An 18,721-nucleotide genomic window follows, 5' to 3' on the forward strand; every position below is an offset into this window, starting at 1 on the left:
GGGTAGTTATGAGTTTAGGAAAAGTTTTTACGAATAGTATTTTCAAAAACAATCCGATCTTTATGCAAATGATCGGCCTGTGTTCGGTATTGGCCATTAGTACGGCCGTTTCCTCCGCCATCGCCATGGGGGTTGCAGTTACATTCGTATTGATCTGCTCCAATGCCGTTGTCAGTATGTTAAGAAACGTCATTCCGAATAATGTTCGGATTCCCGCGTTTATCGTCGTCATTGCAGCCTTTGTAACCTTAGTTGAAATGGTACTGCACGCATACAGCCCTGCGATCTACAGTGCATTGGGTATCTTCTTGCCCTTGATCGTCGTTAACTGCTGTATCTTAGGTGAAGCGGAAGGTTTTGCTTATCAAAACAAAGTCGTTCCGTCTATCGTCGATGGTTTAGGGACAGGTATCGGCTATCTTTTAGCCATGTTGGCTATGGCTGTGGTCAGAGAACTCTTCGGTCACGGCACGCTGATGGATATTCAAATCTTCCCTCAATCTTATCCCGGTATCGGAATCTTCACTTCCCCCGCCGGTGCATTTATCCTCTTAGGTCTGTGGATTGCCCTCTACCGCGGCATCATGGCTAAAAGAGCGTAGGGAGGTAGACTATGTCAACGATTTTAACGATTCTTATATCGACCATTTTAGTTAACAACTATATTTTCGCGAAGTTCCTCGGGATCTGCCCCTTCTTAGGTGTATCCTCTAAAACTGAAACTGCTACGGGCATGGGCGTCGCCGTTACCTTCGTCGTCGTCATCGCATCGGCAGTTACCTGGTTACTCCAACATTTCGTCTTAGACGTTTTCGGCTTGGAATACTTACAAACCATCGTGTTCATTCTCGTTATCGCGTCCTTAGTACAATTTGTAGAAATGTTTATTAAAAAATCATCTCCCGCATTGTACTCTGCCATGGGCGTCTTCTTACCCCTGATTACCACCAACTGTATGGTATTAGGTGTCACCGTATTGAACATTCAAAGTGAATTCAATCTTTTCGAAGCCATCATTAACGGTTTAGGTGCATCCATCGGTTTCACCCTCGCACTGCTCTTATTAAGTGCCCTTCGTGAACGTATGGAAATCATGCCGATTCCGAAACCGTTACAAGGTGTCCCGATTGCGCTGATCAGTGCCGGTTTAATGGCCATCGCCTTTATGGGATTCCAAGGATTAGTATAGGGGGCGATTCACGTGAATGCACAAAACGTAATTTATGCGGTCATTATTTTAGGCGTGTTAGGGCTTCTCCTCGGTGCTGTGTTGGCATTTGCCGATAAGGTCTTTGCCGTAGACATGGACCCTCGCGTCGTAAACGTACTTGATGCGCTTCCCGGCGCCAACTGCGGGGCCTGCGGGTTCCCGGGCTGTGCCGGTATGGCAGATGCCATCGTAGCAGGTGACGCACCGGTCAACGGCTGCGCCATCGGCGGACAAGAAGTAGCTGAAAAAGTAGCCGAAATTATGGGCCAAGCGGCCGGCGACGTTGAAAAAGAAGTTGCCGTCGTTCGGTGCCAAGGGGACTGTGAAAAGTCCAAGAACAAATACGAATACAGCGGTCTGGTAGACTGCCGTTTGATCGGCGACTATGCACGCGGATCCAAAGGCTGTGCTTCCGGTTGTTTAGGCGGCGGCACCTGTGTGAGCGTCTGTGAATTCGACGCCATCCACGTTATCAACGGCATCGCTTCCGTCGACAAGGAAAAATGTGTCGCTTGTAAGAAATGTATCGACATTTGTCCGAAAAACATTATCGGCCTCATGCCCTACAAACAAAAAACCGAAGTTAAATGTTCGACCCACGATCCGGGCAAAGTTGTTCGCACCAACTGCTCCATCGGATGTATCGCCTGCGGTCTTTGCGAAAAGAATTGCCCGAAAGACGCAATCCACGTCGAAGACAACTTGGCATCCATCGACTATTCGAAGTGTATCAACTGCGGTATCTGCGCATCCAAGTGCCCCACCGGTGCTATCTTCGTAGAATACCCTGAACGCGTCGAAAAGATGAAGGAAAAAGAAAAACAAAAGAAATTGCAAGCTGCAGAAGCAAAGAAAGCAGCCGCCGCTCAACAGGCAGCTGAAAAAGAAAAAGTCGTCGCCGCTGACGACAACAGCAAAGTGCAATAAGTCTTTTGAAGATCAGAAATAGTGTCGGCGAATTCGTCGGCACTATTTTTATGTGCTTTAGCATGAAACAAACAACCCCCGAACACGTCGGGGGCGTTATTATATAGGCTTAGTAACTCCCTTGTCGGTTTGGAACGTGAAGCGGCTATTATGTGTCATAAGCCGGCAGGTTCTAACCATTGCAGCGGCAGATGGGTCAATGCAAGATAAAAGAATCAGCACATCTTTTGATAGGGAGAAATTTTACGCACGCTCCACGATGGCACGAAGGTACCGGTGGTCGTGGGCGAAGCGTGATTGCTTGACAAGCTCAGAACGTTAAAGGTACAATATTTGATGGAATTTTATTTAAAAAAAGGATAAGGACTATCGTGATGAGAAATTTAGTGGTTGGGCTGCCTTGTTACAATGAAGAAGATAATATAGGAAAACTCATGACTTCTTGGCTTTCTTTGGCCGAGCAGTTAAGTAGCAGAAATTTTTATCTGCAACTAATTCCTTTGGACGATAAGAGTAAAGATAATACGAAACAAGTGCTGAAGGAGTATGCAGCTGCTCATTCTAATATTAAACCCATCTTCCATTCTGAAAATAAAAATTTAGGCGGAGGCCTTAACAGCCTTATAGACTACTTTTTGAGAGAATACAAGCAAGGGGACATTCTCGTCATCATGGATGGGGACAATACCCAACTTCCCAAATACATATTTTCCATGTTGGATAAGATGGAAGAAGGAAAAGACGTGGTGATCGCATCCAGATACCGGGAAGGGGCAGATGTCTTAGGGTTACATCCTATAAGGAAATTTTTATCTTTAGGCGCCAGGTTTTATTATCAGATAGTACTTCATATCAAAGGGGTTCGCGACTATACTTGTGGTTATAGAATTTACAGATACGACATTTTGCAAAAGGCCAAAAAAACATATGGCTGTAAACTCGTCGAGAATAAATCCTTTGCTTGCATGATGGAAGTCTTATATAAGTTATATAAGGTAGGGGCGGAAATAGGAGAAGTGGGCTTTGTCCTTCGCTATGATAACAAGGAGGGACAGAGCAAAATGAATTTTAAACAAACCATTAAGGATAGCTTCATTTCGGCTTTGAAGATTCGCAAGGAGCTAAAGAATGACGATAAGAGGTAGTAGGAACCAACGGGCAATTCTGTCTAGTTGTGTAGCAATGGCGTTAATGTTCGCTGTGTACATCCTCCTCCTTTACCCAAGCCTTCACAATCCCCCGTGGGAGGTATTTGAGCGTTGGAGACAATCAGATACATATTCAGTGGCTGCCATTTATATGACGAAGGGGATACACCTTTTTGCTCCTGAGTTTTACTACGACGGAATCGGACCCAATACGGTTCAGCTTGAATTAGAGATTTTACCCTCTTTCGCCGTACTGCTGGCTAAAAACCTAAGTTTGGGCCTGGTTTTTTCGTTAAGAATCATCTCCCTCACATTCTTTTTGCTTTCTGCAGTGTATTGCCTTCTTATTGCCAGGCTTTATATGGGGAGTTTTCCTGCATTCGTGACGACAGGCATTTATCTGTTAGCGCCTCTAAATGCTTTTGCTTCGAGGGCCATTATGCCGGAGGCACTATTGGTGTTTTTTTATCTCGGCGCGGTGTATAACTTCCTTTTGTTTTATAGAAATTCAAAGAAGAGAAACCTATACATATCGGCCCTTATGATGGCGTTTGCCATTAATTGCAAGCCTCATGCCGGATTTTTCGGACTTGTGGTCATCATCCTTTACTTAAAAAAATATGGGCTGAAGGCGCTGAAATCAATTCACTTTTATATGTATGGCATTCTTTCACTGGTTCCGTCGGCTTTGTATTATGTCTATATGGGCGCCCATGCCCGGCATCGTTTTGTAAGCGGATTGGCCGGCAAACACATTTTTTCTGAAGAAATGCTTCAGATTTTTTCAAAGGGCCATTGGATGCATCACTACGATGTATTTAAAGACTATTTCGGAATTTACTTTTTAGTTCTTTTCTTCGTGGGTGTTTTTTGTGTGCTTTTAAAAAAAGAGCACAAGCTGGAATTAATCCTATGGGCGGCCACGTCTTTTCTTCAAATGATCATCATATGCGGCATAATACAGTTCATCTATTACTATATATTGCTGATTCCCGTGATGGCGGTATTTATAGGGGTTTTTCTGGATGCAATTCCAAATAATAAAGTGAAGGCTTTAATTACACTTTTAATTATCGGACAAGCTTATTTTATTTTTGACGCCAACAAAAGCACTTACCTTGTTACCGATCAAAAAGTGGACAGGATTATGTCGACGCTGCAAACCCACGCAGGCGAGAAGCCGGTAGGCGTTAATACAACGGATCCAAGCTATATCAATGGCTTAAAAAGATATGGGGCCAGGATGGGCATGGATTACTATGATTTTGTGCCAACCGACCCGGAAGAGGAATTGGATTATTGGATGCATCGGGGCATAGAGACGTTTATTTTATTAAAAGACGGCAATAAGTATCCTGAGTTCGAAAAGATCTATCGAAGCAAATTGAAGCCAATGTATGAAGACCAAGAAGTAGAGATTTATGGGAGAAATGATTAAAAAATTACTCATTAAATACAATAAGATCATTGTATATGGCTTAATCACGGTTTTTATTAGTGCGGTTGACATCGCCATCGTAAGAATTCTGTCTTTAAGTCATATGGAGGTATGGATTGCGAATACCATCGGTGTTCTGGTCGGCTCCATTATTCAATACATCCTGAGCTTGAAATATGCTTTCAAAAAGGAGCACTCCACCTATCGGCTGTTTGTCCATATTGGGACTTTTCTTATCGGCTTGGTAATCGCAGATCTGGTTGTTCACTATATGTATATTTTCTTACAGACTGTATATTCTGAGCAGGCAAGTTTCTATCTTGCGAAATTTTCTTCCATGGTGGCTACTTTTTTTATCAGCTACGGGATAAGGAAAAAGCTTTACTAAACGAAAAAATAGAGGATGGCGTTTAGGGTGGCCCCTACAGTTGGATTAAACCGAGGAAGCATTCGCTTCCTCGGTTTTGTTTTTACATAGGATTCGTTTTATGCGGATTTCATGGATCAAAAAGATGAAGCAGACGGATTTAATTATATAAATGATATAATAGAAATAATTAAGCAAGGAGGTTTTTATGAAACGCTATTTGTCCATTTTTTTGATTGCCTGTTTGCTCACCGGGTGCGTTAGCGCCAAGCCGCGCCCCTTGATTCGACGAAATCGCCTCGCGCGACACCGGTGGTGCGCCTAAAACGGGTGAGGCGAATGAAGGAGGGTACGGTGAAAAAACTATTCGCCGATATGCGGAAGACAATTTATCCATTTACACCACCGACGAGGGTGAAAAATGTTTGTGGATCGACGACTACGACCACAACGGCAAGCTCTGTGCCTATGGTGTTTCCGAAGAAGGCGGTGCTTTAAAACTCATCTACATCGACGAGAATTTAAAAGCCCGGAATGTCCGTGCCTTAGATGAAAACTTCTTTGTCTACAAGCCCAAGCTTTTGGAGGCGGGGGACGATGGTTATCTCTACCTAAATAAGACAGGGACGGCAGGGAGAACCGGCTATCTCTACGGTGTGAAAGACAATGATGTTTACGAGCCGGATCTGTCTTCGAGAATCGACTTGTTCGACAAAGTCGGCGATCATTTCGTAAACAACGAAACCTATTTAGAAAGGACTGAAGCCGGCGGCGTGCGCAAGGAAAGAGAAATGACCTATGATTACGATCAAAAGAGCCGCCAATTCGTGATAGTTGAAAAGAAGGAAGGGCAAAAGGTAGAACGAGGAAAAGTCGCCGTGACAATCGAAGGAAAAAAGGCAGGATCCATCGACGTCCTGATAGAAGACGGCACGACCTACTATCCCGTAGGGGAGATGAACAGGCTACTCGTTGAAAATTACAAACTGGAAGATGTTAGTGAAGAAGATAGACAGCTGTTTTTTGAAGACACCACCACCTATTGCATGAAGGATGAAACGTCCAATGCCTGGTTCTTTTTAGCCTGGCCCGGTGCCGGATACGAACTCTATGAAGGTTACTACGTGGATAAAAATATTATTATCGATCAATTTGACGACTACGATGCGCCGGGAACATACGAATACATGCAGCCAAAGCACAGGCCCATCGAAAAGGGGAGTGAGCTCTACATGGATGCGGAGACCCTGAAGGCGAACTTCCCCATGGATTACGAGGAAAGCCGTGGTGCGATAAAAATAAAAGAAGTGTACGGCAATCGAAGCGACGCATGGAAAACCATCAAGGCATCCCCCGATATAGAGATTGACGACATTGTAGAAAACAAACTTTAATCGTAAGCAGGGATCAAAGAGAATGATGTAAAAAAGCCTCGGAAAAATGAATCCGAGGCTTCCTTTTTTTTCTCCCACCGTGCTTCTTTTTCGGCGGTCGTTCTATGATATAATTAAATGTTGAAAAAGGGGGAGCCATGAATAAAACCGATGTGATTATCGCCTTCGTTATTCTCGTCGTTGCCTTGGGCCTCGGTGCGACGCAGTTGATTCCGAAAAAAGAAGCGGCCCACGCCTATGTGAGCGTGCAGATCGACGGTAAAGAAGTGAAGAAAATTCCCATGGACGACGCGCACAAGGGAAAGACCTACATTTTCCATGCCCACGGTGGCACGAATAAATTGACCATCGACGAAAATGGGGCGAGGATGACGGAGTCCGACTGCCCCGAAGGCATTTGTTTAAATATGGCGCCCATTAAGCGGCCGGGAGAGATGATTGTCTGCCTTCCCCACCGCATCATCGCGGAAATTAAAAGCGACGAGACGCCCACTATGGATCTATTGTTGAGGTAAGCATGGATAGTCGAAAACAAGTATTTTTAGGATTAATGGTTGCCATGGCTGTGGCTATCGGTTTCATTGAAACCATGATTCCCTTGCCCGTGCCCCTGCCGGGGGCGCGCCTGGGCCTTTCCAATGTGGTGATTTTAACCACCATCGTGGTCTTCGGGCCCAAGGAAGGCTTCGTCGTGGCCATATTAAAAAGCGTGCTTTTGATGCTCGTCACCGGCAATGTGACAAGCTTTTTCTACAGCGGCACCGGTGCCCTGCTTTCGTCTTTGGCCATGATTTTATCCTTAAAAACCATCAAGAGCGCCACACTCATCGGCATCAGTTTTATCGGATCTTTCTTCCACAATGTGGGACAGATCACCACGGCCATTGTCATGGTCCACAACATGGGCCTGTTAGCCTATCTGCCTCTCCTCTTGATTTTAGGATTATTTACAGGCTATTTCGTGGGCCTCGCGGCCATTTATGTCAGTCGCCATTTACAAAAGATCGGAGTGCGTTTATGAGCCTAGTTTTGGCTTCTTCATCTCCCCGCAGAAAAAAACTGCTGGCGGAGGGAGGCTTTACTTTCGAAATAGAAAAACCCGACTACGATGAAAGGCATTTGCGTTTGTCGCCTGCGGAGATCTACACCATGCAATTGGCCCTTCAAAAGGCCATGAGCGTGAAAGAAAAGCGGCCGGAGGATGTGGTCGTCGCCGTGGATACGGTGGTGGTATTAGACGATACCATCTTAGGTAAGCCGAAAGACCGTGCAGAAGCTGAGAAAATGCTTTTGGCCATGAAGGGGCGGACGCACCGGGTTATCAGCGCCTACGCCATTTTAGGTGACGAGAAATACGTGGACTACGATCAGTCTTTCGTGCACTTTGAAGATTTTACCGAGGCGCAAATGAAGGCCTATTTGGATAAAAACACCTACATGGACAAGGCGGGGGCCTATGGCGTGCAGGACATCGACGAATTTAAGATCACGGTAGAAGGAGCCTTGGACACGGTCATCGGCATGCACGTAGCGTCCATTGAAAAGCAATTGAAAGGAGTGGGCCATGAGCGGTAATGGGGAAAAGAAAAAGCTTTTGGACTACGACCACGCCACGCTGCCTGAGGAAAAGCTCATGACTTACGGCGCCGAAGCCCTCTCCGACAGCGAACTTTTGGCTCTTTTTTTGCGCACCGGCACCATGGGAAGAACCGCCATCGAGGTGGCGCAGGACATTATCGACAGCTTGGAAAGCAAGTCTCCGGCTCGTCAGGGCCTGAGCTCTCTTTTCACCGGCACCTACGACGATTTTCTCTCCGTCAAAGGCATCGGAAAGAGCAAAGCCGCCCGCCTCGTGGGCATGGTGGAAATGGCGCGGAGAATGCGTCGGCCCATGGGCCAAGCCGTGCCCCTAAACACGCCGAAAGCCATTGCGGATTTCGTTTCCCCGGATTTAATGGGCCTTCAGCACGAAGAGTTTCGCGTCATCGGCCTGAACGTGAAGAAGGAGCTGCAATTTGTGGAGTGCATCTCCAGAGGCACCTTGGACTGCACCGTGGTACACCCGCGGGATGTCTTTCAAGGGGCCATCGGCAAGAAATGCCATTCCATTGCCTTGGTACATAATCATCCGGCGGGCAATCCGAGGCCTTCTTCGGAAGACAGAAGCCTCACCGAGCGCTTGAAGCGGGCGGGCGAGCTATTAGGCATACCCGTCGTGGACCACATTATCGTCGGCGATCACAGTTTTTACAGTTTTTTAGAAGATGGAGCGTTATAGGCTATGAAGCCCTTAGTAGAATTAAAGAAAAATTGGATTAAGCGCGGGGCCCTCGTCCTATTATTTTTGTTTTTCGGATTTACCCCTTACGGCACCGACCTTCTGCGCAATTTGGATTTCGCCGTGTCTACCGCCGCAAGCCCCGTCGCCGACACCTTGGGCACGGGTCTGAACTACGTGGGAGAAGGGGCGAGAAGCCTGATTCACGTTACCTCCTTAAGTGCCGAAAATAAGCGCATGAAAAAAGAGCTGATCCAACTGAAAAGAGAAAATAAAAACTTGGAAGACATTGTTAATCGCTCCACCTTTTTGTCTAACGCCTACGCCATTCGAAACAACCGAAAGCTCGGCGCCGTGGATGCGCGGGTAACGGCGAAGTCTTCAGGGATGTATTTCCACCGCTTTACCATTAACAAAGGCTCCAAGGCGGGCATTCATGTAGGCGATACGGTCATCGCCCCCATGACCAAGGGCGACGACGCGTCGGCGGAAGGGGTTATCGGCTATGTCGCCAAGGTGACGCCTTTTTCCGCTCAGGTGCGGAGCATCATCGACGAAGAAAACGCCATTAGTTTTAGAAGCATCCGCACCTCCGACGGCGGCGTGCTCCGCGGGGTAAACCGACGCTTGGAGGGCTATGCCTTTGATCTGTATGCGGACATCGTGGTGGGAGATACCCTCTTTACCACGGGCATCGGCGACGGCTACGAGCCGGATATGTACATCGGCACCGTTAGCGAAGTGAGCACCGACGAAGACAAAATGGTGAAAAACATTAAGGTGGACAGTGGCATTAATTTCCACAACATCTACCGGGTTTTTGTATTGGCAGGTGGGAAATGAAACGAGTAAGCGACGCGCTTCTTTTTCTCACGCCATTTATTTACATGTCGCCTCTATTTCAAAGTTTGCCGTCGATTCTGCGGGGCTATTTGCCGGCAGCCGCTCTATTTATCCTTTTCCGCTTTAACAAAAAGTGGGCATTGGCCTTCGCTTTTGTATCCGCCCTTATCATGGACGGGGCAGTAGCGGCGGCCATCGGGCCCTATGTGCTGCTCCACGGCATGTTTTTTGCCGCGGCCTACGGATGGGATCACCTTATTCCCCATCCGGCGCCTGTGGCTACCGGAGTGGTTGTCGCCGTGACGGCGGCTGTGGCGGAATTGGTCTTTTTCATTTTGCTGATGATTTTCGGCTGGGAGGTGAGCATGGTGGATTCCTACACCTTTTTCACCGTGCCCCTATCCACGGGAATCTACGGCGCGGTCATGAGCCATTATTTTTTAAAGGAAGTTACGGATTACAGAGTGCTCGGAAGGGATAGCGATGCATAATTTTTGGGAAAAAGCAAAGGCGTGGGATCGCTACAAGATCTTTACTACGGTCATGGCCGTTCTTTTTGTCTTTCTTTTGCTGCAACTCTTTCATATTACCTTGATTCAAGGCCACAAATACCGCAAGCTCGCCGACGAGCGGCGGGTAAAAGACATTGCCATTACGGCGCAGCGGGGAAAGATTCGCGATCGAAACGGCGTCGTTTTGGCGGGAAACCGCCCCGTTTTTGCCGTGCAAATTCGAAAAGACGAGCTGGAGCGCTTCTCGCGGGAAGATAAAAACAATGCCTACCTGCTTTTGAGTCGCTACTTGGAAGAAGACGGGGCAGGCTATATGAAGGCCAATCCCATTCTTTTAAATAGCTTGGTCTATCGCGATTTAAACGACTACAAAAGCGGCGATGCGCCGAAATCGTTGGTCCTGAATGCCTTGATGGACAAGGAAAAGCTCGCCGCGTTTCTCGGCAGTCGCCTGAAAAAGCCCTACCGCAGCCATTACGGCTATTCCGTATTAAACCAATTGCTTCGCCAACGGGTGTTTCAAGAGGGGGGCATGGTTCGCGTAGGCGCTCGGGTGGCGTATTCGGATCCGCAAAAGGCCGCCCGCTTTAAGGAACGCTACGGATTTGCCCAAACCACCAGTGCCGACGAGGATTTAATTGCTTTTTTACTGGACCACCCCATGTATGTGGAAGAGGTACTGGCTCATCCCATCGGCCGCAAACTGGCCTACGATATCGTGAAAAACGACGTGCCTTCCGTTGGACTGAGAAGCTACGGCAACGAATACTACGACGGCTACATTCAGGCGAAAGTGCGGCTCATGGACATTTCCCCCGAGGTCAGCTGGTCCTCGACTGCGGCGGAAGATTTAATCGCCGTTTTAAAGGAGCGCAATCCGGAAAAATTCCTCCTCTCCGATGAGAAGGTATTAAAAAACAGTGTGGATTTTTCCGTGAAAAAAGGCGCGGATCTGGAACTGAAGAAACAAAACGATAAGACCGTGGTGGTGGATAAAAAGGGCAATTTGGCTAACGCACAATTGGTGAAACTCATCACGGCAAAGAAATACAGAAAAGAGTTCGCCGCCGTCGACGGCATGGCCGAGGCGGTGCAAAGCTACTTAATCGACGAAGGCATGGCCACGGGGATTTCCGTCAGCGGAGAAAAGCCAAACTACACTCAATTGAATAATGCCATCGACATGGCAAAGGGGGCGGGCTTAAAGGGTGCCGCTTCGTCAAAAGAAATTTTCGAAGCCCGCAGGGACCGCTTCGATATCGACAAGCACCTGAGTCCCTACGAAGTCTTCGGCATTTTAAATGTCTACGACGCCATCGGCAGTCAGGGCAGCTACGCCTACATGCCCATTAACTACGCCTACGAAATTCAAGACGAAACCGTGGCGAAAATCGAAGAGAAACTCTCCAATCGTTCGGGGATTCATATTTCCGTGGAGCCCATTCGCTACTACCCCGAGGGGAATTTAGGCGCCCATGTGCTGGGCTATATCGGAAACATTGCCCAAGACAAGGAAATCGACAAGTACATTAAAAAGCGAGGCTACAACCGCAACGACCTTATCGGAAAGACCGGCATGGAACAGGTCTTCGAAGATCGGCTCAAGGGCACCGACGGCAGAAAAACCGTCTCCGTGGATTCCTCGGGCAACACCACCGGCGTGATTCGGGAAGTGAAGCCTGAGCCGGGAGGCGACGTGCGTCTGAGCATCGACATCGAGTTGCAAAAGAAGGCGGAGGAAAGTTTGGCCACGGTGCTTCAACAAATTCGCACCGCCACGCCCTACGTCTCGCCTTGGGGCACCTATCCCTACCTGACCAGCCGCGAAAAGGGCACGGCCTTTAAAAATGCCGCATCCGGCGCCGTGGTCGTGGCCGATGTGCACACAGGCGAGGTGTTGGCCCTGGCCAATTATCCTTCCTACGACCCCAATCTATTCGCCAAAGGGATCAATCCCTCGGCTTGGGAAAGCTTAAAGCCCAAGGAAGAGGACAATCAACTGGCGCCGCGCCCCCTTTATAATATCGCCATGCAATCGGCGATTCAGCCGGGGAGTATTTTTAAAATGGTTACGGCTTCCGTGGCCCTTGAAAAAGGCTTGGATCCCGACATGGAAATTCCCGACGGCGGTTATGTGGACATCGGCGGCAGAACCTTCGGTTGCTGGTTGTGGAATCAGAGCCGCGAGGTACACGGCAATGAAACCTTGGCCTATGCTTTAAGGGATTCCTGTAACTATTACTTTTACTCATTGGGCCTCGGGAAAGACCAACGGCGCAATGTGGACTTAGGCATTCAAGTGAAGCCCCATGAAATCGCCGCCATGGCCAAGCGCTACGGTTTAGGGAATCGCACGGGGCTGGAAATTGCCATACCGCGAGAAAGCAAAGGTACCATTCCCGATCCCGAGTCGAAGAAAAAAACATTAAAAGCCCTCCTGCGTCGGCATCTAAACGAAAACCGCTCCGTCTATATGGCGGACATTCGTTCCGACAAGGAAAGAGACAAGGCAGTCAATGCCGTGGTGAATTGTTTAGACGACAAGACGCCCATGACCCGCGACGAGGTCTACACCTTTTTAAAGGATTTACATGTGGACGGAGAGAAGAAGGGCAAGGGCCAGCGAGTGCCTTTAGCCGATCTCTTAAAATACACCTACATCGATCAATCCAAATGGACCATGGCGGATACCATGAATGTGGTTATCGGGCAAGGCTCCAATGCCTACACGCCGGTGGAAATGGCGCGCTACGCCATGGCCCTGGCCAATGGCGGCAATCTTTATCCCCTGACTTTATTGACGGGGAAAGATCACAAAAAAGAGGCAGTGAAACAAGTGGGTCTAAAGCCCGAGTATTATAAAGACCTTCGCGAGGGCATGAAGCTTGTGGCCCTGTCGGGTCTCAATGCCAACTTGTTTGAAAAGTTTCCCGTGGAAGTGGCCATGAAGACCGGGAGTGCCCAACGGGCCGGCGTGAACCCCTACACCAAGGAAAGCTACGACGCTTTCGCCTGGCAAGTGGGCTACGCTCCGGCGGATGATCCCGAGATCGCCGTGACCGTGGTTTTGTTCCAAGGGGGAAACGGGGCCAACTGCGGACCCATTATGCAACAGGTTTTGGCTCAGTATTTCGGCTTCTACAAAGAAATCAAAGATGAAACCCTCCCGACGGAAACGGGATTGGAAACGGAGTAAGCATGATTACTGTCATTATTTCAACGGTGGGCGGATGCGGCACCAGCACCATGGCCCGAGATTTCGCCAAAGAGGCGAAGGGCCTTTTAATTGAGGCTTCCAACCGCACCCGCGTGCAGGATTTGTTTTTAGAAGAAGCAACCGATGCCATCGAAGACTATATGGACTTTCTTCAGGGAAAGCCCCTGCACGACGTAGCGATCGAAGGAGAGGGCTACGATTTCATTCAGGGAAACATCTTTCACGATCTGGAAGAAATCGACGACGAGGCTTTTTTTAAGGCAGTTAAAGGCTTAGGCGACGACGATGTCTTTGTGGATCTGTCCCGCTACAGAGAAAAAGACCTCGTGAATTGGGCCAAGGCCGCCGATGTCATCTATTGCGTCGTGACCAATGAACCGGGCTCGGTTCGCAACCTGGACCGCATTCGATTTATCCTGCGGCAAAACAAATGCCCCGCCAAGGTGGTCGTGGTGTTGAATCGCCTAAAGCCCGGAGACAGAGAAGCACTGGAAGGCATCGAAAACCTGCATCTCGACGACGCCCTGTTTTTTAACGAAGTACAAGCACCGTCTTTTTCCCTTCAAGGCAAAGCAGCCGGTGGCGGAGAAAAGAAGTCTTTTTGGTCTTTTCTGAAAGGGCGCTAAAGACGGTGATTAGAAAGAGGTTTCCATGATAGACGCGCAACGACTGGAAAAATGTTTAAAAAAAGTGGAGAAGCCCGCCCGCTACATTGGCGGCGAATTAAATAGTGTGGTAAAAGACGAGGCGGCGCTCAGCTTTTGTTTCTGCTTTCCCGACGTGTACGAAGTGGGCATGAGCCATTTGGGCATGCAGATTTTGTATTTTGCCATGAACGAAACGGACTACGCCTGCGAGCGCGCCTTTGCGCCCTGGCCGGACATGGCGGAAGCCATGCAAAACGAAGGGATTCCCCTCTATAGTTTGGAGACGAAAAGGCCCCTGTCGGAATTCGACGTGGTGGGCTTTACCCTGCAATACGAAATGAGCTACACCAACATTCTCTATATGTTGGACATGGGAAACATTACTTTGCTCACAGAAGCGCGAAGAGAAGACGAACCCTTCGTCATGGCCGGCGGACCCTGCGCCACAACGCCGGAGCCTTTGGCGGATTTTATGGACTGCTTTTTAATCGGCGAAGGGGAGCATTTAAACATACAGGTCATGGACAAGATCAAAGAGGGCCGCGCCGCAGGTCGTTCCAGAAAAGAAATTCTTCGTTCCCTGGCCGCCATGGAAGGGGTCTACGTCCCCTCCCTCTACGAAGTGGCCTACAACGAAGACGGCACAATAAAAAGCCACACGCCCATGGTGGACGAAGCGAAGCCCGTCATTAAGCGGGTGCGACTCCACGACATGAACGCCACCTTCCAATTGGATCGGCAAATCGTGCCTTTTTTGGAGACAGTCCACGACCGTGCCGTCATCGAATTGTTCCGAGGCTGCACCCAGGGCTGTCGCTTTTGCCAGGCGGGGATGATGTATCGCCCCATTCGCGAGCGAAGCGTCGATACCTTAACGGACATGGCCGAGTCCATCTTAAAAAACACGGGCTACGACGAGATCTCCCTCACCTCCCTCTCTTCCTGCGATTACACCAGCCTCATGCCTCTGGTGCAGGATTTGAGTCGCACCTACGAGGAGAAAAACGTGGGGATCAGCCTGCCCTCTCTGCGCTTGGATAGCTTCATCGTCGATGTGCTCAAGGAGATCGAGAAAGTGCGAAAAAGCGGGCTTACCTTTGCTCCGGAGGCGGGAAGCCAGCGCATGCGGGATGTGATTAACAAAAACGTCACGGAAGAGGATTTGATGCGGGTGGTGAATTCCGTCTTTAAAGAAGGTTGGAGCCGAATCAAACTCTACTTTATGATCGGCCTGCCGGGCGAGACCATGGAGGACGTCTTAGGTATTGCCCACTTGGCCTATAAGGTGAAAGACGCCTTTTTCAATCGGCCCAAAGAAGAAATTCAGGGCAATTTCCGCGTTACCGCCTCCGCTTCCTGTTTCGTGCCCAAGGGCTTTACGCCTTTTCAGTGGGAAAGACAGGACACCATCGACGAATTTTTTGAAAAGATCCACGCCGTGAAAGGGGCGGTGCGGGATCCGAAGGTGAAATTCCAATACCACGAGCCCTACCTTTCCCGCATGGAAGGGATTTTGGCCCGCGGCGACCGGCGAATCGGCAAACTCATCTTGCGTGCCTACGAAAACGGTCAGATCTTCGACGGCTGGAGCGAATTTTTCCGCTACGACGTGTGGGTCAAGTCCATGGAGGAAGTGGGCATCGACGGCGACTTTTACGCCAATCGCCTGCGGGAGAAAGACGAAATCCTTCCCTGGGACTTTATCGACATTGGCGTGAAGAAGGCCTATTTGTGGCGAGAGTACGAAAAATCCAAGGCGGCGATGACCACGCCGGATTGCCGCAAAAAATGCAACGGTTGCGGCATCGACAATTGCGAAATGTGGGGTGAATTTCATGCAACTGCGCATGGCATTTAAAAAGACGGGCATGATAAAATTCATTTCCCATTTAGATACGATCCGCCTTTTTAATCGGGCCATTCAACGAGCCGGCGTGCCCATTCTCTGGTCCGAAGGCTTTAATCCCCATCAAAAGCTTTCCATCGCCCAGCCCTTGAGCGTAGGCATGGAAAGCGAATTCGAAGTAATGGACATGGAAGTGGAAGACGGCGCCGATCCCGAAGAGATTAAAGCGGCACTAAATGGTGCCTTGCCCAAGGGCATGGAGATCATCGAAGCCACAGCGGATTTCGATCCCAAGTCGGTGTTTGAACGCATCGCTAAGACAGAGTACCGATTTTTCTTTCCCGCGGCCCACTACGGCAGCGTCAACGAACTGAAAAAAATGGCCGATGAAGCCATGGAAAAAGACGAGATCCTCGTTCGTCGTCGAAAGAAAAAAGGCAAGAAGCGCATCGTCGTGGAAGAAGACATTAAAGACGGCATCTTTTCCCTGGCATGGGAAGAAGAAGCGGATGGCGCCGCCCTTTACGCCGTCTTGCGGGCAGGGGGCAACGGAAATTTGCGGCCCGACCGCTTTTTAATGGGCTTATTCGAAACGCGGGGCGTGGACATTGACTACATTCAAATTCGTCGAATCAAAAGTTGGGACGGTGACGATCATGAAGTACGGCTCTAGTAGCTATTTGTTTGCCGACGGGGAAGAGCCGAAAATCATGGGCCTGATTTCCGACGGCGACATACGGGAGATTCATCTCCTGTCCAATTCCTCCCAAGTGGGAAATATTTACAGAGGCTACGTGAAAAACGTCTTGCCCGCCATGGACTGCGCCTTTGTGGATTTCGGAGGCGACGGCACCGGGTATTTGCCCATGAAAAACGTCTATCCCAAAGCTTATCGGGACAAAATAAAAGGGGGCGACTCCATTATCGTGGAAGTAAAGAAATCGCCTCTGGATCAAAAGCGGGCCGTGCTTTCCATGGATTACAGCCTGCGGGGCGAAAACATCGTCCTCTTGCCGAAATCCTCGGGGATTCGCATCTCGAAGCGCATCGACGATGTGGAGATAAGAAAGCGCCTCACGGGTTGGGCCAATGGTCTAAAGGCTTCGGCGGGGATGATTATTCGCACGGAAGCCGCCGCCTGTCAGCCGGGCCACATGGCCGCAGAGTACGAACACCTGCGTGAATTAATGGAAAAAATCGAGGCCTCCGTGAATTTTCTTCCGAAGAGCCAACTCTTGTTAACTCAGGACCGAGGCATGGATGTGCTCAATCGCTACAGAGACCTTCCCATGGTGGTCAACGACAAGAAGCTCATTGCCCGCTTGCCCAAATACTTAAACTGCGTCGTGGATCCGTCCTTCAGCATTCGCTCCACGGCCAAATGGCGCAGCCAGTGGAACGCTATTTTCCAAAAGACCCTGCCCCTCCCATCCGGCGGCAATGTGGTCATGGATGCCACGGAAGGCGCCTATGTGGCGGATGTGAACATGGCGGCGGTGAAAAAGAAAGGCTCTTTCGACGCCATGCGCATGGAAGTGAACAGAGAAGCGGCAAAGGAAATCGCCAAGCAGATTCATCTCAGAAATTTAAGCGGCATGATCGTCGTGGATTTCGTTCACGGCATGAGCGAGGCGCAAATGGCAGACCTTACGGCTTTCATGAAAGAGGCCCTGTCGGAAGGGCCCATGATTACCACGATCTACGGCTTCAGCGCCATGGGCCTTTTCGAAATCGCACGGGAACGAAAAGAGTTGCCCTTTGAGCAACAGCTTCAGGCGGCGGAAAAAAGACACAGAGAAGCCGTAAAAAATAAATTAAAACAAGAGAAAGAATTGTAATTCGAGGCTGGATGTGGTAATATACTGTGATGTAACCGCACCCTATAGGTTAAAAGCATAGCACCTATCGGGGCGAGTCTTGTAAAGAGGAGGTGCTACAATGTACGCAGTTATTGAAACCGGCGGAAAGCAATACACCGTTCACGAAGGCGACTTAGTGAAAGTTGAAAAGCTCGATGCCAACGAAGGAGATGCCGTCATTTTTGACAAGGTGCTTCTCGTCGCTAAAGACGGCAGTGTGAATGTAGGCAAGCCCTACGTCGCCGATGCCAAAGTCGAAGCGAAAGTTTTAAAACAAGCCAAAGACAAAAAGGTTATTGTTTATAAATTCAAAGCGAAGAAAAACGAACGCATTAAGCGTGGCCATCGTCAACCGTATACACTGGTAGAAATCGGATCCTTGGCGTAATGACAACGGTCACTTTATTTGTCCGCCGCGGAAAAATCCTCGGATTTTCGGCGAACAATCATGCGGGCGAGGGAGACGAGGTAGGCGAAATCGTCTGTCACGGCGTCAGCGCCCTCACCTTGACCTGTGTTTTGTCCATGGTAGATTTGCTTTCTATCGACGAAGACACCATGGCCTTCGAACAGTCGGAAGCTTATGTGAGCATTCGACTGCCGGAGGAGATTGTGTCCCATGAAACGGAGCTTTTGTTTCGTTCCATGGTCGTAGGCTTAAAGGCCATTGAAAGTGCATACGAAAATTACATTAAAATAGAGACTCAGGAGGTTTAGATGATTCTGTTTACACTTGAACTCTTCTCTTCGAAGAAGGGAATGGGTAGTTCTAAAAACGGTCGCGACTCCGAATCGAAACGTCTCGGCGTAAAGAGAGGCGACGGTCAACACGTATTAGCCGGCAACATTCTCGTACGTCAAAGAGGCACGAAGATTCATCCCGGGTTAAACGTAGGAATCGGCAGCGACGATACATTGTTTGCCACCGCCGATGGACGCGTTTCCTTTGAACGTCGTGGTAAAAAGAAAAAAGTAGTTAACGTTCTTCCCGTAGAAGAATTAGCATAAGAAAAACCGCAGAGAAATCTGCGGTTT

At 49.1% G+C, this 18,721-nt stretch carries 22 protein-coding genes and 1 other annotated feature; all 22 genes read left to right on the plus strand.

Annotation, left to right across the window (positions count from 1 at the left end; genetic code table 11):
• Positions 1-8 precede the first annotated feature (8 nt).
• The 22 genes from rsxE (at position 9) to rpmA (ending at position 18,694) form a co-directional block, all read left to right on the plus strand.
• The gene (rsxE, locus tag WKT05_RS02955) at positions 9-602 is read left to right on the plus strand and encodes an electron transport complex subunit RsxE (RefSeq protein ID WP_215508252.1); all 594 of its coding nucleotides are present in this window, start codon (positions 9-11) and stop codon (positions 600-602) included.
• An 11-nt stretch (positions 603-613) separates the two neighbouring features.
• A complete protein-coding gene (gene rsxA / locus WKT05_RS02960) occupies positions 614-1,189 on the plus strand; it encodes an electron transport complex subunit RsxA (RefSeq protein ID WP_215508251.1) in 576 nt (191 codons plus the stop codon).
• Positions 1,190-1,201: 12 nt separating this feature from the next.
• Complete coding sequence (locus WKT05_RS02965) at positions 1,202-2,137, plus strand: RnfABCDGE type electron transport complex subunit B (RefSeq protein WP_215508250.1); 936 nt, start codon at positions 1,202-1,204, stop codon at positions 2,135-2,137.
• Between the two features lie 374 nt (positions 2,138-2,511).
• Positions 2,512-3,282: a glycosyltransferase gene (locus WKT05_RS02970; protein ID WP_340412840.1), complete on the plus strand. Its 771-nt coding sequence runs from the start codon at positions 2,512-2,514 to the stop codon at positions 3,280-3,282.
• Complete coding sequence (locus WKT05_RS02975) at positions 3,266-4,723, plus strand: ArnT family glycosyltransferase (RefSeq protein ID WP_340412841.1); 1,458 nt, start codon at positions 3,266-3,268, stop codon at positions 4,721-4,723. The genes WKT05_RS02970 and WKT05_RS02975 overlap by 17 nt, the downstream gene beginning before the upstream one ends.
• The gene (locus WKT05_RS02980) at positions 4,707-5,111 is read left to right on the plus strand and encodes a GtrA family protein (RefSeq protein ID WP_340412842.1); all 405 of its coding nucleotides are present in this window, start codon (positions 4,707-4,709) and stop codon (positions 5,109-5,111) included. Before WKT05_RS02975 ends, WKT05_RS02980 begins: the two co-directional genes overlap by 17 nt.
• 111 nt (positions 5,112-5,222) lie before the next feature.
• Complete coding sequence (locus WKT05_RS02985) at positions 5,223-5,354, plus strand: hypothetical protein (RefSeq protein WP_340412843.1); 132 nt, start codon at positions 5,223-5,225, stop codon at positions 5,352-5,354.
• 161 nt (positions 5,355-5,515) lie between these two features.
• Complete coding sequence (locus tag WKT05_RS02990; RefSeq protein WP_340412844.1) at positions 5,516-6,484, plus strand: hypothetical protein; 969 nt, start codon at positions 5,516-5,518, stop codon at positions 6,482-6,484.
• 137 nt (positions 6,485-6,621) lie between these two features.
• Positions 6,622-6,999 (plus strand): NusG domain II-containing protein, encoded by a 378-nt coding sequence (locus tag WKT05_RS02995; RefSeq protein WP_340412845.1) that lies wholly within the window; start codon positions 6,622-6,624, stop codon positions 6,997-6,999.
• A 2-nt stretch (positions 7,000-7,001) separates the two neighbouring features.
• The gene (locus WKT05_RS03000) at positions 7,002-7,505 is read left to right on the plus strand and encodes a Gx transporter family protein (protein WP_340412846.1); all 504 of its coding nucleotides are present in this window, start codon (positions 7,002-7,004) and stop codon (positions 7,503-7,505) included.
• On the plus strand, positions 7,502-8,059 hold the full coding sequence (locus WKT05_RS03005) for a Maf family protein (RefSeq protein ID WP_340412847.1): 558 nt from the start codon (positions 7,502-7,504) through the stop codon (positions 8,057-8,059). The genes WKT05_RS03000 and WKT05_RS03005 overlap by 4 nt, the downstream gene beginning before the upstream one ends.
• On the plus strand, positions 8,049-8,762 hold the full coding sequence (radC, locus tag WKT05_RS03010; protein ID WP_340412848.1) for a RadC family protein: 714 nt from the start codon (positions 8,049-8,051) through the stop codon (positions 8,760-8,762). The genes WKT05_RS03005 and radC overlap by 11 nt, the downstream gene beginning before the upstream one ends.
• A gap of 3 nt (positions 8,763-8,765) precedes the next feature.
• Entirely contained in the window at positions 8,766-9,605 is an 840-nt protein-coding gene (gene mreC, locus WKT05_RS03015; RefSeq protein ID WP_340412849.1) for a rod shape-determining protein MreC, read from the plus strand.
• Positions 9,602-10,096 carry a hypothetical protein gene (locus WKT05_RS03020; RefSeq protein ID WP_340412850.1) on the plus strand — a complete coding sequence of 165 codons (495 nt, stop codon included), beginning with the start codon at positions 9,602-9,604 and terminating at the stop codon, positions 10,094-10,096. Before mreC ends, WKT05_RS03020 begins: the two co-directional genes overlap by 4 nt.
• Entirely contained in the window at positions 10,089-13,313 is a 3,225-nt protein-coding gene (locus WKT05_RS03025) for a penicillin-binding transpeptidase domain-containing protein (RefSeq protein WP_340412851.1), read from the plus strand. The genes WKT05_RS03020 and WKT05_RS03025 overlap by 8 nt, the downstream gene beginning before the upstream one ends.
• Before the next feature lie 2 nt (positions 13,314-13,315).
• The gene (locus WKT05_RS03030) at positions 13,316-13,960 is read left to right on the plus strand and encodes a MinD/ParA family ATP-binding protein (RefSeq protein ID WP_340412852.1); all 645 of its coding nucleotides are present in this window, start codon (positions 13,316-13,318) and stop codon (positions 13,958-13,960) included.
• A 25-nt stretch (positions 13,961-13,985) separates the two neighbouring features.
• A complete protein-coding gene (locus WKT05_RS03035) occupies positions 13,986-15,839 on the plus strand; it encodes a TIGR03960 family B12-binding radical SAM protein (protein WP_340412853.1) in 1,854 nt (617 codons plus the stop codon).
• Positions 15,817-16,500: a TIGR03936 family radical SAM-associated protein gene (locus WKT05_RS03040; RefSeq protein WP_340412854.1), complete on the plus strand. Its 684-nt coding sequence runs from the start codon at positions 15,817-15,819 to the stop codon at positions 16,498-16,500. The genes WKT05_RS03035 and WKT05_RS03040 overlap by 23 nt, the downstream gene beginning before the upstream one ends.
• A complete protein-coding gene (locus WKT05_RS03045; protein WP_340412855.1) occupies positions 16,436-17,665 on the plus strand; it encodes a ribonuclease E/G in 1,230 nt (409 codons plus the stop codon). Before WKT05_RS03040 ends, WKT05_RS03045 begins: the two co-directional genes overlap by 65 nt.
• Positions 17,666-17,688: 23 nt before the next feature.
• Positions 17,689-17,754, plus strand: a sequence feature (ribosomal protein L21 leader region).
• Between the two features lie 11 nt (positions 17,755-17,765).
• Positions 17,766-18,074: a 50S ribosomal protein L21 gene (gene rplU, locus WKT05_RS03050; protein WP_215508237.1), complete on the plus strand. Its 309-nt coding sequence runs from the start codon at positions 17,766-17,768 to the stop codon at positions 18,072-18,074.
• Positions 18,074-18,403 carry a ribosomal-processing cysteine protease Prp gene (locus WKT05_RS03055; RefSeq protein ID WP_340412856.1) on the plus strand — a complete coding sequence of 110 codons (330 nt, stop codon included), beginning with the start codon at positions 18,074-18,076 and terminating at the stop codon, positions 18,401-18,403. The genes rplU and WKT05_RS03055 overlap by 1 nt, the downstream gene beginning before the upstream one ends.
• Positions 18,404-18,694, plus strand: a complete 291-nt coding sequence (rpmA, locus tag WKT05_RS03060; protein WP_215508235.1) for a 50S ribosomal protein L27 — start codon at positions 18,404-18,406, stop codon at positions 18,692-18,694.
• Positions 18,695-18,721: the final 27 nt, after the last annotated feature.

It is taken from the genome of Peptoniphilus sp. HCN-40583 (assembly GCF_037892835.1).
GTDB classification, from domain to species: Bacteria; Bacillota; Clostridia; order Tissierellales; family Peptoniphilaceae; genus Aedoeadaptatus; species Aedoeadaptatus rachelemmaiella.

Coding starts and splice junctions, on each gene's coding strand:
- WKT05_RS02980 (WP_340412842.1), top strand. CDS start 4,707: ATGGGAGAAATGATTAAAAAATTACTCATTAAATACAATAAGATCATT.
- rplU (WP_215508237.1), top strand. CDS start 17,766: ATGTACGCAGTTATTGAAACCGGCGGAAAGCAATACACCGTTCACGAA.
- WKT05_RS03025 (WP_340412851.1), top strand. CDS start 10,089: ATGCATAATTTTTGGGAAAAAGCAAAGGCGTGGGATCGCTACAAGATC.
- WKT05_RS03055 (WP_340412856.1), top strand. CDS start 18,074: ATGACAACGGTCACTTTATTTGTCCGCCGCGGAAAAATCCTCGGATTT.
- WKT05_RS03030 (WP_340412852.1), top strand. CDS start 13,316: ATGATTACTGTCATTATTTCAACGGTGGGCGGATGCGGCACCAGCACC.
- WKT05_RS02975 (WP_340412841.1), top strand. CDS start 3,266: ATGACGATAAGAGGTAGTAGGAACCAACGGGCAATTCTGTCTAGTTGT.
- WKT05_RS03040 (WP_340412854.1), top strand. CDS start 15,817: ATGCAACTGCGCATGGCATTTAAAAAGACGGGCATGATAAAATTCATT.
- WKT05_RS02995 (WP_340412845.1), top strand. CDS start 6,622: ATGAATAAAACCGATGTGATTATCGCCTTCGTTATTCTCGTCGTTGCC.
- rsxA (WP_215508251.1), top strand. CDS start 614: ATGTCAACGATTTTAACGATTCTTATATCGACCATTTTAGTTAACAAC.
- rpmA (WP_215508235.1), top strand. CDS start 18,404: ATGATTCTGTTTACACTTGAACTCTTCTCTTCGAAGAAGGGAATGGGT.
- WKT05_RS02970 (WP_340412840.1), top strand. CDS start 2,512: ATGAGAAATTTAGTGGTTGGGCTGCCTTGTTACAATGAAGAAGATAAT.
- WKT05_RS03020 (WP_340412850.1), top strand. CDS start 9,602: ATGAAACGAGTAAGCGACGCGCTTCTTTTTCTCACGCCATTTATTTAC.
- rsxE (WP_215508252.1), top strand. CDS start 9: ATGAGTTTAGGAAAAGTTTTTACGAATAGTATTTTCAAAAACAATCCG.
- WKT05_RS02985 (WP_340412843.1), top strand. CDS start 5,223: ATGGATCAAAAAGATGAAGCAGACGGATTTAATTATATAAATGATATA.
- WKT05_RS03005 (WP_340412847.1), top strand. CDS start 7,502: ATGAGCCTAGTTTTGGCTTCTTCATCTCCCCGCAGAAAAAAACTGCTG.
- WKT05_RS03035 (WP_340412853.1), top strand. CDS start 13,986: ATGATAGACGCGCAACGACTGGAAAAATGTTTAAAAAAAGTGGAGAAG.
- mreC (WP_340412849.1), top strand. CDS start 8,766: ATGAAGCCCTTAGTAGAATTAAAGAAAAATTGGATTAAGCGCGGGGCC.
- WKT05_RS03000 (WP_340412846.1), top strand. CDS start 7,002: ATGGATAGTCGAAAACAAGTATTTTTAGGATTAATGGTTGCCATGGCT.
- radC (WP_340412848.1), top strand. CDS start 8,049: ATGAGCGGTAATGGGGAAAAGAAAAAGCTTTTGGACTACGACCACGCC.